Here is a 14,712-nt window from a genome sequence, read left to right as displayed (position 1 = left end):
TCGTGACCCTGCCCAGTGAACTCGGAAGCAACGAGATCGCAAGCATGAGCGAATCCGCCACTCAGGAGAACGAATGACAGCTATCTGGTGAACAGGCTGTCTCAAAGGGGTTGACGCGTTCCGCAGCGACGAGTTCGATTTCGCGCCGGGAAGCTTCGATCGCCGCGATGAGCTGCAGCTCTCCGGCGCCGATCCTGCACTGCTGATGCTGGCCGAGTTCCTGCTCAACTTCGGCTGCAGCCACTCGGATCTGAACTACGAGTACCTCAATCAGCTGTTAGACGAGTTCAGTTGCGACGCTCGCATCCAGCTGCCCGATATCGTCAGGCACTCGCGCCTTTGAGTTTCGAATAGGGCGTGGAGTGTCGCGGCCCGGGCCTCGGAGTGCGCGCACGCGGCGCTAGAACTGCCGCCGCACCCAAACCCCCGCATTGCTGTCGTCTTCAAGCTGGCCGAAGAAGCGGTCGATGCGCCCGCCGAAGACGTTGGCGCTGGCGCCGAGCAGCCATTGGTCGCTCAGGCGGTGGCTCAAGGTCACACGCAGCCAGCGGTCGTGCTGGTTGGGCGAGTGGAAGGCGATGGCGCTGAGGTTCAGGCGATCGCGCAGGGCCTGGCGGCTGATGCGCAGAGAGACCAGCTGGCGCTCTTCGCCATTCAGCGGCGAGGCGTTGCCGGGTTCGCGGGCGTGCTGTTCTGCGTAGAGCTGCAGGCCGAGCGTGAGTTTCGGCAGCCATTCCTTCTCGAAGCCGAGCATCGCGGAGGTTTTGTGCGGAACCCGCGCGGCGACTTGGGCAAGTTCAGCGCCGGACCACTCGCGCCCGGTCTCGAATGAGCCGATCCCGCCCGCCAGCGGCGCGCGAATGCTGAAGCCCGCGCTGTCGCGCTGGAAGTGGCTCGGCCGACCCAGCGCATCGGCGCCCAGCGGCTGTTTGTCGAAGCCACGATACAGGTAGGCGGCGTACTCAATGCCTTCGCGGGTGCGGTGCAGGCGCAGGCCCCATTCGCCGTTGCCGAGCGAGGCTTTGGGCTCGCGCGCGTCGATCAGATCGCTGCCGCCGACGCGCTGGCCGCTGCGCGAATCGAAGAAGCCGAGCCGCTCGCCGTCGATGTAGCGATCCGCAGCGAAGCGCGGCGTGTAGGCGAGGTCGATGTTGAACAGCGGCGCGCTCAGCGCCAGCCGCGCGCTGTTCGACGGCGCCTTGAAGTAGAAATCCTCGCCGCCGGCCAGCGGAGTGACGAAGTCCTTGGGAAAACGATCGTTGATGAACAACAGGTCTCCGGTGCCCCAGGACAGCACCTGTCGACCCAGTTTCAGGTTCGCGCGTGCACCCAGCGGCAGTGTTGCCAGAGCTTCGCGCACGTCCACCCAAAGGCCGTCCTCGACCGCATCGGCGTGCACATCGAGCTTGCCGCTCAGCTGCAGCCGATCGAGCGCGTGGCTGACCTCGACCTGGCCCTTCAGCTCGGCGCGCGTCGCGCGTGAATCGAAGCGCGGATCAGCACTCAGCCGCGTGCTGTAGGCGCTCTCGAGATAGCCGCTCCACTGGGTCGCGGATTCGGCGCCCCAGTCGTCCCAGTCGTCGTCCTGAGCTGCCGCCCCGCCGGCCGCATTCAGCAGCACGAGGCCGACTGCTACGGACAAACGCCACGGTCGGCGGGCCGCGTTTGCAGCTGCCGTCACGGCTTCAGCCACTGCTGCGGCGGGTTGCGCAAGGCACCGGTGCCGAAGGCCTGATCGTCGAGGCCGATGTCGTACTGCGGGTTGCGCATTTCCAGCACGGTGCTGCTACCGCTGCGCAGGTCGCTGACCTGGCTGCGCAGCACGGTCGGGTGGCCCTGCACATCGGCGACTTCAAGGGTTTCGATCTTGCGGATCAGGCTGCCTTCGGCGTCGAAGTACTCGGCGCGGATCGGCAGGAAGGTGTCGGGGTGGATGACCGCATGCGAGTACGCGAACTCGACCGAGCCGGGCTCTTTCGGCTCGCAGCGGATCACGATTTCATCGGCGCCCTCGCTGATCAGGTCGTGCCAGTCCAGCGCCGGGTTACGGCCGCTGATGTCCTCGTAGAAGAAGTCCGAGCCGACGAAGCTGGTGCGCTTGTCGCCGGCGGAGATGCGCTTCTCCAGGTCCAGCGCCGGCAGGTACAGCCAGCGGTCGTCGTCGCGCGTGGTCTTCTTGTTGACCAGCAGGGCGGTGCCGCGCACATCGGCCGGGCGCGAAAACACCACCAGGAAATCCTGATCGCCGCCGTCTTCGATATCGCGCCGCAGCAGGGTGAACACGCGCTGCTGCTGTTGGCCGCGGCTGTCGGTGATCAGCATCCGCGCCAGGCTGCGGCCGTCGTCGCCGGCATAGCGCGCGGCCTGCTGGGCGCGGGCGACTATCTCCTCGGCGCGCGTGTCGATCTCGCGTGCGTCGACGCCGGGCGCTCCTGTGGCCAGCGCGAGCACCAGTGCAGCGCAACCGGTCGGAATGTTCAGTCTCATCGCATCACTCTCCGCAGCAGCCAACCATTGCCGGCGCCCAACAGCGCGGCCAGAAGGAACAAGGTTACCAAGGCCGACAGCGCCATGATCCCGGCCAGCAGCCAGCCGACGGTGATGTAGGGCACCAGCGGCGCGAACAGCAGCGGAGTGAAGCCGACCGCGATCACGATCGCATTGCGGCTGATCGCCAGTGCCGGCTCGCGGAACAGCGCGGCCAGGGTGGCATCGACATCGCCGAGCTCACGGTAGAGGCCGCGCGCACGCTCGATGAAGTGGATGGCGAAGTCGACCGCCAGGCCCAGGGCCAGCGCCGACAGCACTGCGATCGGCATGTCGTAGTCCTTGCCCAGCCAGCCGATCAGGCCGTACAGCACGCCGATCGACAGGGTCAGGGGCAGCATCGCCAGCAGGCCCAGCGGCAGGCTGCGGAACAGCAGCACCATCATCAGCAGCACGGCCACCCACGCACCGGCCAGGCTCCAGGCCATGCCGTGCACCATCTCGGCCTGCCACACGCCGTTCAGATGCGCCTTGCCGGCCCAGCGCGCGGTCAGCCCCGCGGGCAGCGGATGTGCGGTCAGATACTCGGCGACGAAGTCCTCGACCCGGCGCATGTCCTGGTTGTCGCCGCTCTTCAGCTGCAGCCACACCACCGCGCTGCTGTAGTCGGGGGTGGTGAAGTGCCAGAGATCCTGCGGCCGGTGCGAGGACTGGAACTGCAGCAGGGTCTGCGCGACGCCCGCCTGCGAATCGGGAATGCGCTGCTCGGCGAGGTCGCCGCCGCGCAGCTCGCGGTAGACGGTCTTGACGATGTCGGTCAGCGCATTGCTTTTGCCGACCAGGCCGGAGCCGTCCAGCGCGCGCTGCAGGGCCTCGACTTCGCGCAGCACCTCGGGCTGCTGGAACAGCGCCAGCTGGCGCTGAGCGTTTTCGATCCGCGTGGTCCAGGCTTCGGCTTCCGCGAAGTCCTCGGCGCCATCGACGATCTCCTGCGCCGCCCGCAGGGCGCGATCCAGCGCGGGTTCGGCTTCGACTGCACCCAGCACGCGATCACGCAGTGGCGAGGCGGGCAGGGCGCGCCAGTCGTCGACCACGCCGGCACGCACGGCCGCGCTGTTCTGCTCCAGCACCAGATAGGCATCGTAGGTGCCGGCGAAATGCGCGTTGAGCTCACGATCGGCCACGCGGATCTCATGGCTGGCCTTGAACCAGCGCACCGGGTTGTCATTGACCTCGATCCGGCCGATGCCGAGGGCGCTCACCACCGCCGCAGCGAGTGCGATCAGCAGGATCAAAGGGCGCTGGCGCTGCGACAGCGCGTGGATTCTCGCCAGCGGCGCATACAGGCGGCTGGCACGGGTGTCGGTGCGCGCCAGTGTGGCCAGCGCCGAGCCCGGCAGGCGGGCGACGAAGGCCGGCAGCAGGGTCATGGTCAGCACGAAGGCGAGCAGGATGCCGAAGGCGACGAAAGCACCGAAGATCTGCACCGGCGGAATCGGCGTCAGCAGCAGCGAGGCGAAGCCGACCGCCGAGGTCAAGGTGGTGAACAGCATCGGCCGGAACAGTTCGTCCAGCACGGCGTCCATCACCTCGCCTGCGTCCATGCCGGGGCGATAGCGCTCGGCGAAATCCGACTGGATGTGGATGGCATCGACCACCGCGATCGGCATCAGGAAGATCGCGATCATCGAACTCATGATGTGCACGGAGAAGCCCATGCCGATCAGCGCGCCCATGGTCACGATCACGCTGCCCATCGCCACCAGCATCGGCCCGGTCACGAACAGCGCGCTGCGGAAGAAGCCCCACATCAGCAGGAAGATCACCAGCCCGGCCAGCGGCGCGCAGATCGCCATCTGCACGAACATCTCGTAGCCGAAGGTGTCCTCGGCCACCGGCAAGCCGGTGATGTGGAAGCGGTCATCGGTGTCCAGCGTGGCGATCAGCTGGCGGATCTCGCCGGCGATGCGGTGGCTGAGGTTCTTGTCGATGATCGGCACGTACAGCGCGGCGGCACGGCCATCCTCCGAGGCCAGCGTGCCCCAGGCCAGCGGCAGCCGTTCGACCGCGGCGCGGATCGCCTGCGCCGCAGCAGCATCGGCCGGCGGCGCGCGCATCAGCCACTCGAAACGCAGGGTGCCCGGCCCGGCCTGGGTGACGTTGTCGACTTCGGCCAGCGACATCTGATCGATCGCGATCACGCCGTCGAGCTTCTGCACCGCAGCGCTCAACGCGTGCAGCGCGGTCAGCGAGCGCACGCTGTAGAGGCTGTCGCCGCTTGCCACCACGCCGACCACGATCGCATCGTGCAGGGCGAAGCGCTGCTTCACCGCGTTGTGGAACACGCGCTCGGGCTGATCGGCCGGCAGCATGTTCTCGGGATCGGTATCGATCCGCACCTGTGGGAACTGCAGCAGGGCCACGACGCTGATCAACGCGCACAGCAGGAACACCCGCCAGGGGTGGTGGATGGAGGCGCGCCATAGCGCACGCATGGTGGTCAACATGGGACGGTCGTGTCGGGCGGAAAGGGCGCGAGTGTAGCCGCAGCGTTGGACCGCTGCCGCCTGTCGCTGTTTATGCGTCCACTGCCTTCAGTTGCTCCCGCTGCTGCAGCCGCCACATCTGCGCGTAGTGGCCGTTCAAAGCCAGCAGCTCGGCATGGGTGCCGCGCTCGATGATGTGGCCGGCGTCCATCACCAGGATCTGGTCGGCATTCATGATCGTCGACAGCCGGTGCGCGATGACGAGGGTGGTGCGGCCCTGCTGGATGCGATCGAGCTCGGCCTGGATCGCGCGTTCGGATTTTGAATCCAGCGCCGAGGTCGCCTCGTCGAAGATCAGGATGGCCGGATTCTTCAGTAGCGCGCGGGCGATCGCCACGCGCTGCTTCTCACCGCCACTGAGCTTCAGGCCACGCTCGCCGACCGGGCTGTCATAGCCCTCGGGAAGTGCGGCGATGAAGTCGTGGATATGCGCGGCGCGGGCGGCGTCCTCGACCTGCTCATCACTGGCACCGACCCGGCCGTAGCGGATGTTGTAGCGGATCGAGTCGTTGAACAGAACCGTATCCTGCGGAACGATACCGGTGGCCGCGCGCAGGCTGTCCTGGGTGTAGTCGCGGATGTCGGCGCCGTCGATGCGGATGCTGCCTTCGCCCACGTCGTAGAAGCGGTACAGCAGCCGCGCGAGCGTGCTCTTGCCGCTGCCGGAATGGCCGACCACGGCCACCGTGCCGCCCGCTGGAATTCGGAAGCTGATGCCGTGCAGGATCTCGCGGCGTTCGTCGTAGGCGAAGTGAACCTGATCGAACTCGACCACCGGCCGCAGCGTCTGCAGTGCGGTCGCGTCAGGGCGGTCCTGCACCTCGCGGTCTTCCTCCAGCAGGCCCCACAGCTTCTCGATATTGGTCAGCGCCTGCTTGACCTCGCGATACATCATGCCGAGAAAGTTCAATGGCGCTGCCAGCTGCAGCAGATAGGCATTGACCAGAACAAGATCGCCGACGGTGAGCTCGCCCGCCACCACGCCCGAGGCCGCGCGCCACATCAGCGCGGTGACGCCCAGCGAGACGATCGCGTTCTGGCCGATGTTGAGCACCGCGAGCGTCTTGTAGCTGAGTACTTCCGCTTCTTCCTTGATGCGCAGGCTGGCGTCGAAGCGCTGGGCTTCGTGTTCCTCGTTGTTGAAGTATTTGACCGTCTCGTAGTTGAGCAGCGAATCCACCGCCGAGGCGCTGGCAGCGGTGTCGGCGTCAACCGAGGCGCGGTAGTACTGGGTGCGCCACTCTGTGACCTTGATCGTCCACACGATGTAGGTGACCAGGGTGATGCCGGTGATGATCGCGAAGCCGGTGTCGTAGAGGACGACCAGCACGGTCGTGACCAGAGCGACTTCGAGAATGGTCGGGAAGATGGTGTAGAGGGTCCAGTCGAGCAGGTCGGACACCGAACTGCCGCCGCGCTCGACGTCGCGGCTGACGCCGCCGGTCTTGCGATTCAGATGAAAGCGCAGGCTCAGCGCATGGAGATGCCGGAACACCTTCAGCATCACGGTGCGCGCGCTGCGCGCCATCACCCGGGCGAACACGATCTGGCGCAGCTCGGTGAACACGCGCTCCGACAGCCGCGCCCCGCCATAGGCCAGCAGCAGGCCAACCGGCAGCACCAGGGCGAGGCTGGAGGCATCGGCCGGCAGATTCAGCCCGTCGACCAGGTTCTTCAGAATCATCGGCACCGTCAGCCCGGCCAGTTTGGCGGCGACGAGACAGCTGAGCGCCAGCGCGATGCGGCCGCGATAGGGCTTGAGGAAAGGCAGCAGAGTCGACACAACGGCGCGCGTGGTGCGGCCGCTGCTGGCCGCGGGCGTGGCGGCAGTTGATGGCGTGGTCATCGCGCAAGGGTGAGGGCGGGGACTGGGTTTGGCAACGGTGCTTGGAGATTCGGGATCCGGGATCCGGGATCCGGGATTCGGGATTCGGGATTGCCGAAGGTAGGAAGGGTGTCGTGGTGCAGGGTGTTGGCCTAACCTGCCTACAACGCGCGTCGTTCGACCTTGCATCGCCAGTCGAACCCTGCCTCCCGAATTCCGAATCCCGACCGACTCATGCCCAAAGCCTCACTCGCCAACCCAGAACCGCTGCCCTTGATCGAAGCGCTGTGCCGGCGCTATCCGACCTTGCCGCGGGCGCTATGGGAGGCGAGGTGTGCGGGCGATGAGGTGCGCGATGCGAACGGTGCGCCGCTGGGTGCGCAGGTGCTGATGCCGCGTGGGTCGACGGTCTGGTACAGCAGGGCGGACGATGAGCCGGTGATTCCGTATGCGCATGCGATCCTGTACGCCGATGAGGATCTGCTGGTGGTCGACAAGCCGCATTTTCTGCCGGTGCTACCGGCCGGCCGTTACCGCACACAGACTCTGCTCGCGCGCTTGCGGGCCGAAACCGACAACCCGCAGCTGGTGCCGCTGCACCGGATCGATCGCGAAACCGCTGGCCTGATGTTGTTCTCGCGCCGACCAGACACCCGCGATGCCTACCAGGCGCTGTTCCGCGAGCGTCGAGTGCTCAAACGCTATCTGGCGCGCGCGCCAGCACTGCCGGCGCTGACGTTTCCGTATGAGCACGCCAGCCGGATCGAGCGCGCGCCGTCGGGATTTCCGATGGTCGAGATCGACGGCGAAGCCAACGCCTTCACCCGGATCGAGGTGGTCGCGCGCGATTCAGAGACCTGGACCTATGCGCTGTACCCGCACAGCGGCCGCATGCATCAGCTACGCGTGCAGATGGCCGGCTTGGGCGCGCCACTGTTGCACGACCGCTGGTATCCCGAGCTGCTGGGCGATGCCCCCGATGATCCAGCGCGGCCGCTGCAGCTGCTGGCGCAGGGGCTGAGTTTCATCGATCCGCTGAGTGGCCTGCCACGCAGCTTTGCCTCGCAGCTGGCGCTGTCCTTTGCTGCTTCGGGCTCGGCACCGGCCGGTCTGTAGGTTCAGCCCGACTCGGCAGAGCAAACCCTCGCTGGCTCAGAACCGATACAGCAGCCGCAGCAGCCAGGCCCGCGCCCGATAGTCCGGGCTTTCGTCGCCCAGCAGGATCACATTCGCCAGCGTGTTGGGCGCCGTGTCGTCCTGCGCAAAGTCGGCGCCGTCGAAGCGCTCCAGGCGGAAGTGCAAGCCCAGCTCCAGGCCTTCGCGCAGGGCGTAGTCGAGACCGAGATCCGCACGCAGCAGGCGGGCGCGGGTATCGGGCAAGGGCGCGCTGGTGAGCGCGCTGCCGGTGCGCACTTCGAGGACGCCGTCTGCATCGCTCAGGCTGGCGTCGGCGCGCAGGCGCAGGCGTGAGCCTGGCGCACGATGCGACAGGCCCAGGCCCAAGCTGTCGACCCGATCGGAATGGTCTACCGCCCAGTTGCGGTTGGGGTCGTTGGCCTGGTTCAGGCGGTTCGCTCCGCCCTGGAACGCGCGTCCACGTTGCGCGGCATCCAGCCACTCGCGGCCGGCGAAGGCATGCAGCCACACGTTTCCCGGCAGCCCCTGCGAGAGATCCAGCTGCACATGGCGGATGCGGCTGTCGGTCAGGCCGAACTCGGACGCGCGATAGTCATCGCGCAGCTCGCCGAGGTTGAGGTTCCACTGGCTGCGCTCGCCCAGCTGCAGGCTGGCGAAGCCGCCGATCTGGTGACGCCGGCGATCTGCCAGGTGGTACTGACGCAGCCCCGGCAGATTCTCGAAGGCGCCGGGCACGCTCGCCACGTACTCGGGGCTGTGTGCATCGACAAAGTCGCGGCTGCCGAGATAAGTCGAGCCCTCGCGATTCACGCCGCCGAGCGTCAAGCCGTAGTCGAAGCGGTCCGAGGCGCGATGCCGAAGCTTGAGCGTGAGCCGCTGCTCGCGGCTGTCGCTGCGTGCTGATGTGGTGCGCTCGATGGACTGGTGCGCAAGTTCGGCGTCGACACCGAAGCTGCGATCGGGATGCCAGCCGGCGCCGAGTGCATACAGGCTGTCGCGGGAGCCGGGCGCGAGGTTGAACCGCCTTCGCGCGCTGTTGGCAGCCGCATTCTGCAGTTCGGAGTCACCGCTGATGTAGATGTACTCGTTCACTGGCGTACGGTTGTCGCGATCGTCGACGCGCAGGCGCGCGTCCCAGCGCAGCGCGCTCAGTGAGCGCTGTGCGAGCCGCAGGCTCAGCATGCGGCTGTCAATGCGGCCGCCGAGATCCGCTCGCGGCAATGGCACCGACAGCGCGGCCAGCAGTTGAGGCGCAGCGCTGTAGTCCAGAAAGCTCTGGTTCTGACGCATCTGCCCGAGCGCGAGATCGGCATTGAGGCGAAGGCTGGGCGAGATCGCATAGCCTGCGGCCAAGCTCAGCTGATGAAAGCGGTTGTCAGGCGCTGGCTGTGCGCGATTGACCGCGGGCGAGCCTGAGCCCGCAGCCCAGCCGGCGACCTGCGCGAACGGCGTCTGCCAACCCAAAGCGTCGATGGCGTTGTCGAAGTGCGCGAGGTAGAAGCCGGTTCGCAGCTGCAGGCGTGGCCCGGCGTGCAGCAGGCCAAGATCAGCCGTGCGCGTGCGCTGATCCAGCGGAGCCGCCAGCAGGATCGAACGCGAATTGCCACCGGTGTTGCCGGTGACGGCAGCGAAGCGACGCAGGCCCGACTGCTGCACTTCGCGATAGCGTGCATCAAGCTGCCAGTGTGGGCCCAGGACCGCGCTGCCGCGCACTGCGGCGTGGCCGCGTCGGCGTTCGAGTTCGACCGGAATCAGGCTGGGCAGCAGCTCGCGCATGGCCGCCGTGGTGGCGCCGGGCACCCAGCCCTGAGGCAGGCCGAACTGACCGCGACCGTCGCCTCGCAGCGGCGTACTCACCCGTTCGATTCCATCGGAAAGCCGCGCGCTTTCGGCTTCGATGCGCCAGCGGCCGGCTTCGCCGACGGTCGCCGCAACGCGCGGCTTCGGGCCACCTGCGTCGTGCGCTTCGACGCGCCAGAAGCGCGACGACTCTGGTGACTGCGGTTTGCACAGCAGCAGATCGAGCAGACCGAGCGTGCCCGCGTTCTGGCGGCGACCGGCCAAATCGCCGCGGCGGAAGGGATCATCGCTTGCGAGCGCCGCGGTCAACACCACGCTGTGGCAGCCGCTGTCGACAGGCATCCACGCGGTGGCGTCCGCGTCGTCGGCCTGTGCAGACCAGGCGCCACTGAGGCCAAGACCGAGTGCAATCGCGAACGGCAGGGGAGCGAACGTGCTGCGCATGGTCGTTCTCCTAGCGGGTGGCGCCGACGCCGGACGGGTGATTGCTGCCGTGCACCTGCTGATGGCAGTTGAGACAGTCCTGGCCCATCAGCGAGGTCGAACCCGAGGGCAGGCTACTGCCTGACAGGCCGGTGCCTGACAGCGCCGTGCTGGGATGGAACTGCGCCAGATGGCACTGCTGGCACAGGAAGGGCGTGCGCTGCTTGAGCAGGGCGCCGTGCGCAGAGCCGTGCGGCGTGTGGCAGCTCATGCAGTCCTCGCGTGCCGGTGGGTGCTCCCACAGAAAGGGCCCGCGCATCTCGGCATGGCATTCGTGGCAGGTTTCGTTGATCGTCGGTCGGGTCAGTGCGGCCGGCGTGGCGCTGCCGTGCGCGGCGTGGCAGTCGCTGCACTGCATGCGACCGGCGTCCAGCGGATGCGCCGAGACCTTCATGAATTCGGCATGCTCCTTGCGATGGCAGCTCGCGCAGTGTTCGACCTCGGCTTCTGCGCTCGACATGGGATCGTCGAGCGTGTGCAGACGATGGCAGTCGACACAGGCCAGCCCTGCGTCGGCATGGGCGCTGGCAGTCCAGTGCAAGGCATTGCCGTGGTGGCAATCGAGACACACCGCATCTCCCGCGCCGCCGCCTTCGCCTTTGACGAAGCGGATATCGGTAGCCGCCCGCGGCTCACCGCGCGGTGGTCGCCGCATGTGTTCCTCGCTGGCGCCGTGGCAGCTGCCGCAGCCCTGCTCAGCGAAGCGGTTGCGCGAGTCCGAGAGCACTGCATGCGGCCCGTGCAGCACGGCGTTGAGCTGCGGATCGTCGTGACAGGCAAGGCAGTTGTCCGCCGACTCGGGCAGTTGAGCGTGCGCGCTGACTCCGACTACAGCCAACCACAGCGTGGCGATGAGCTTCACCCAGAGAGGACCGAGTGGCCGAGCCTCGAACGGACGCATGGATGCTCTCCCGTGCACTGATCACTGGTCGAGCGTAGACACAGGGAGCGCGGCTGGGTTTGATCCAGATCAGAAGCACTGCTGCCGATGTAGGCATCCTCATGGTGGCCCTTCGCAATGGAGAGAGGCATGAGGCATCGCGGTCAGCCGACGGCACTCCCGCTGCGCGGCGCGTTCTGGCTGTGCGTCTACGTCACGCTGGTGATCGCGCCGCTGGGCCTGCTGTTGCTGGGTGAGCGCCCTCGGCCGGGCGGCTTCTGGTGGGATTTCGCGCTGGCGCTGGGCTATGCCTCGCTGGCCATGATGGGCCTGCAGTTCGCGCTGACCGCGCGCTTTCGGCGCGCGACGGCACCCTTCGGTATTGATCTCATCTATTACTTCCACCGCTATCTGGCATCGATCGCGGTTGCGCTGCTGGTCGCGCACGCGCTGATCCTGCTGCTGCGCTTTCCGGCGACGGTGGGGCGGATCGATTTCACTGCCGCACCCCTTTACATGAGTGCCGGCTGGGTCGCGCTGTTCGCCTTCCTCGTATTGGTGGCCAGCTCGCTGTGGCGCAAGCGGTTGCGCCTTGAGTACGACCGCTGGCGCCGCGTGCACGTGGTGCTGGCCGTGCTCGGCCTGGTCGCCTCGTTCGTCCACGTGCTGGGCTCGGGCAGCTATCTCGAAGTCGAGTGGAAGTACGCGCTGTGGATTGCGCTCGGCGCGTTCTGGCTGGGCCTGGTGCTTTACGTGCGCCTGCTCAGGCCCGTGGCCCTGATGCGCCGGCCTTGGAAGGTCATCGAGGTTCGGCCCGAGCGCGGGCGCAGCTGGACGCTTGCGCTGGAACCCGAAGAAAGTCGCGGCTTCGACTATCGCGCCGGACAGTTCGTCTGGCTCAGCCTGCGCGCCACACCCTTCGGCATGCGCGAACACCCGTTCTCGATCGCGTCCAGCCCCAGCCGGCCAGGCCGGCTCGAGTTCACCATCAAGGAGCTCGGCGACTTCACCCGCACGATCAGCCAGATCCAGCCTGGCGAGCGCGCTTGGGTGGACGGCCCCTACGGCAACTTCGGCGTGGAGGGCCACGAGGACGCGCCTGGCTTGGTCTTTATTGCCGGCGGCGTCGGCATCGCACCGGTGATAAGTCTGTTGCGCTGGCTTGCAGATCAGGGCGAGCAGCGTCCGCTGTGGCTGTTCTATGGCAACCGAACTTTCGATCGCATCGTGTTTCGCGAAGAGCTCGAAGCCCTGCAGCAGGTCTTGTCGCTCAAACTGGTGCACGTACTGGGCGATCCGCCCGAGGGCTGGGTCGGCGAACGTGGCTTCATCACCGCCGAGGTTTTGAACCGCCACCTTCCTGGTCAGCGCGATCGCCTGCACTGTTTCGTGTGCGGTCCCGAACCGATGATTCGTCTGTCCGAGCGAAGCCTCGAAAGCCTGGGTGTACCGCTGTCGCGCCTGCACTCCGAGATCTTCGATCTCGCCTGATCCTTCTCAACGCCATCCACTACAACGCTTCCCGCCATCGCCAGGAGATACACCATGCGAGAACTCTGGGCCCGCCGAATCGCCGCCTTCACCGGTCTGATGGTCGTGCTGCTGTCTGCCGCTTTCGCCGCCGTGCAGAACCCACCCGCCGGCCCCGTGCTGGCCTTGACGATGGGCGCGGATGGCGCCGACGCCGCGCTGCTCACCCGCGGTCGTGAAGTGGTGCTGGCGAATGATTGCCTGCGCTGTCACTCGATCGCCGGCGAAGGCAGCCCGCGCAGCCCGCTGGATGGAGTCGGCGCCCGCCTGTCCGCGACGGAGATCCTGCACTTCGCCACCGCCGACGAGGCCGTGCGGGACGACCTCGCACCGCGCGCCATCAATGCCAAGCGCCCCTATGCCGAACTGCCGCAGGAAGACCTGCAGGCGATGGTCGCGTATCTCGCTTCGTTGAAGTAGCGGCCGTGTAGTGCCGGTGGGAACCGGGCGGTTTTCTGTGGTCGAAGTCGATGGGCGCGGGTCACGCGCGCATCGTTGGCTTCTTTGAGTGTGGCTGCATCCTGCGGACCCGCGGGTAGATGCGCTGCGCTCATCTACCCTGCGGCGCACCGAGCCGTCCGGCTTCGGTCGAAGTCCGGGCGTCACTCGCGTTGGTTGGGCGACGATCGTGCCCGAGCGTGGTGACAGCGGAGCCTCCCACTGCGCGGCGCTGATTTTTGCTTCCTCGAAGCCTGTTCAATCGTCCTCGATCTGGCTGCGTGCGAACTCGGCGTCGAGCTTCTCCATGGCATCCTTCGGCTTGAGCTTGCCCGCGCGCTCGTAGGCCGCGGCTGCGTCATCCTCGCGCTTGTCGCCGTACAGCAGCATCAGGCCGTTGCCGTACTCGATGTGGGCGATTGGCGAGTCGGGCGTCAGCTCGATCGCGGTGGCCAGGTGCTTTTCACCGGTGGCGGCTTTGGCGCCATAGGTCAGGCCGCCGAGCATGCTGCCGACCTTGTTGATGATCTCGGCGTGGTACAGGCCCAGTGCGGTGTGCGCCTCGGCATGCTTGGGAGCGAGCTTCAGTGTGGCGTCAAGGCTTTCCTTGACCTTGCCCGCCAGTCCCTGGGTCAGGGCCTTGGCGATCGAGATGCTCTGGCTGTAGCGACCGATTGCGAACGCGCGCCGGAAGTGGCTGTTGGCGCGCTTCGGCAGGGCCTGCGCAGCCACTTCGGCAAGGGCTACCAACTGCTCGTAGCGCTTGAGCTTGGCCGCGTCGGAATCCAGCAGATGGCTGCCGTGAATGCCACCGGCCTTCACCGCGACCGAGGCGCCCAGCACGCCGAGCGACTCGCCCAGTTCGAATGCTTGTTGAAAATCGCCCGAGTGAAAGGCGCGCCAGGCTTCCTGCAGGGTGGCCGCGGCGTCGGCCGCATCAACTGAAAGCTTGGCGGCCTTGACGCTGCCGGCGACGTCCGCGTCATCAGGGAAGGGCTCGCAGTCGCCTGCGTGCAGCTTGGCCCAAGCTTTTTCCAGCTTGGCGCCGGTGTAGTCGAAGGGCTTGCTGTCGTGCGGAAATTCCGCCCACGCTTTGGTCTTGGCCATCCGAATCCTCCCGATGCGCAGTGCGCGTAGTGTGTTTGTTCTATCGCACAAACCTAGCATGCGCGGCGGCGCCGATGCGGTGCCGCGGGCGTCAGCCGACGACCGTCATCACAGGAGCAAGCGCATGAAGCAGATCAAAGCCCGTCGTCACAATCAGCCGGCGCCCAGCCTGCTGTCCGCCCGCGATCTGGTGTTGGCCGGTTTGGGTGTGGTGGCGATCGCCCGCCGCAACGGCCTGAAGACCCTGAGCACGCTCGATGCGCGTCGCCGCAACCTGAGCGAACGTGTACAGCTGGAGCTCGGCGCTGTGGGCAGTCGCATTGGCGAAGTCCTCGACAGCGCCCGCACCCGCATCGGAACGCGTCAACCCCTTTGAGACAGCCTGTTCACCAGATAGCTGTCATTCGTTCTCCTGAGTGGCGGATTCGCTCATGCTTGCGATCTCGTTGCTTCCGAGTTCACTGGGCAGGGTCACGATG

12 protein-coding genes are annotated in these 14,712 nt (G+C 66.8%); 4 read left to right on the top strand and 8 right to left on the bottom strand.

Features of this window, described 5'->3' with window-relative positions:
- Positions 1 to 61: 61 nt before the first annotated feature.
- From ACIQ7H_RS20195 to ACIQ7H_RS20175, 5 genes are all read right to left on the bottom strand, one after another.
- Positions 62 to 244, bottom strand: coding sequence for a hypothetical protein (locus ACIQ7H_RS20195; protein ID WP_395794933.1), 183 nt, complete (start codon positions 242 to 244; stop codon positions 62 to 64).
- 156 nt (positions 245 to 400) lie between these two features.
- Positions 401 to 1,642: a hypothetical protein gene (locus ACIQ7H_RS20190; RefSeq protein WP_395794931.1), complete on the bottom strand. Its 1,242-nt coding sequence runs from the start codon at positions 1,640 to 1,642 to the stop codon at positions 401 to 403.
- A gap of 35 nt (positions 1,643 to 1,677) precedes the next feature.
- Complete coding sequence (locus ACIQ7H_RS20185) at positions 1,678 to 2,487, bottom strand: outer membrane lipoprotein-sorting protein (RefSeq protein ID WP_395794929.1); 810 nt, start codon at positions 2,485 to 2,487, stop codon at positions 1,678 to 1,680.
- Entirely contained in the window at positions 2,484 to 4,994 is a 2,511-nt protein-coding gene (locus tag ACIQ7H_RS20180) for an RND family transporter (protein ID WP_395794927.1), read from the bottom strand. Before ACIQ7H_RS20180 ends, ACIQ7H_RS20185 begins: the two co-directional genes overlap by 4 nt.
- Before the next feature lie 70 nt (positions 4,995 to 5,064).
- Positions 5,065 to 6,879, bottom strand: a complete 1,815-nt coding sequence (locus ACIQ7H_RS20175) for an ABCB family ABC transporter ATP-binding protein/permease (protein WP_395794925.1) — start codon at positions 6,877 to 6,879, stop codon at positions 5,065 to 5,067.
- A gap of 213 nt (positions 6,880 to 7,092) precedes the next feature.
- On the opposite strand from ACIQ7H_RS20175, the gene ACIQ7H_RS20170 reads away from it, so the two are divergent.
- The gene (locus ACIQ7H_RS20170) at positions 7,093 to 7,974 is read left to right on the top strand and encodes a pseudouridine synthase (RefSeq protein ID WP_395794923.1); all 882 of its coding nucleotides are present in this window, start codon (positions 7,093 to 7,095) and stop codon (positions 7,972 to 7,974) included.
- A 36-nt stretch (positions 7,975 to 8,010) separates the two neighbouring features.
- Here ACIQ7H_RS20170 and ACIQ7H_RS20165 read toward each other — a convergent pair whose 3' ends face one another.
- Both ACIQ7H_RS20165 and ACIQ7H_RS20160 read right to left on the bottom strand, forming a co-directional pair.
- Complete coding sequence (locus ACIQ7H_RS20165) at positions 8,011 to 10,239, bottom strand: MtrB/PioB family decaheme-associated outer membrane protein (RefSeq protein ID WP_395794921.1); 2,229 nt, start codon at positions 10,237 to 10,239, stop codon at positions 8,011 to 8,013.
- 10 nt (positions 10,240 to 10,249) lie between these two features.
- Positions 10,250 to 11,179 carry a DmsE family decaheme c-type cytochrome gene (locus ACIQ7H_RS20160; RefSeq protein ID WP_395794919.1) on the bottom strand — a complete coding sequence of 310 codons (930 nt, stop codon included), beginning with the start codon at positions 11,177 to 11,179 and terminating at the stop codon, positions 10,250 to 10,252.
- A 129-nt stretch (positions 11,180 to 11,308) separates the two neighbouring features.
- Between ACIQ7H_RS20160 and ACIQ7H_RS20155 the strand changes: the two genes are divergently transcribed.
- Both ACIQ7H_RS20155 and ACIQ7H_RS20150 read left to right on the top strand, forming a co-directional pair.
- Positions 11,309 to 12,649, top strand: coding sequence for a ferric reductase-like transmembrane domain-containing protein (locus tag ACIQ7H_RS20155; RefSeq protein WP_395794917.1), 1,341 nt, complete (start codon positions 11,309 to 11,311; stop codon positions 12,647 to 12,649).
- A 54-nt stretch (positions 12,650 to 12,703) separates the two neighbouring features.
- On the top strand, positions 12,704 to 13,108 hold the full coding sequence (locus tag ACIQ7H_RS20150) for a c-type cytochrome (protein WP_395794915.1): 405 nt from the start codon (positions 12,704 to 12,706) through the stop codon (positions 13,106 to 13,108).
- A gap of 276 nt (positions 13,109 to 13,384) precedes the next feature.
- Here the strand turns inward: ACIQ7H_RS20150 and ACIQ7H_RS20145 are convergent, their stop codons facing one another.
- Complete coding sequence (locus ACIQ7H_RS20145; RefSeq protein ID WP_395794913.1) at positions 13,385 to 14,233, bottom strand: hypothetical protein; 849 nt, start codon at positions 14,231 to 14,233, stop codon at positions 13,385 to 13,387.
- Positions 14,234 to 14,357: 124 nt separating this feature from the next.
- On the opposite strand from ACIQ7H_RS20145, the gene ACIQ7H_RS20140 reads away from it, so the two are divergent.
- Positions 14,358 to 14,609, top strand: a complete 252-nt coding sequence (locus ACIQ7H_RS20140; protein WP_395794911.1) for a hypothetical protein — start codon at positions 14,358 to 14,360, stop codon at positions 14,607 to 14,609.
- Positions 14,610 to 14,712 lie beyond the last annotated feature (103 nt).

The organism is Aquimonas sp. (assembly GCF_044377145.1).
Lineage (GTDB): Bacteria > Pseudomonadota > Gammaproteobacteria > Xanthomonadales > Xanthomonadaceae > Aquimonas.
This window is presented reverse-complemented; position numbering and strand designations above follow the sequence as displayed.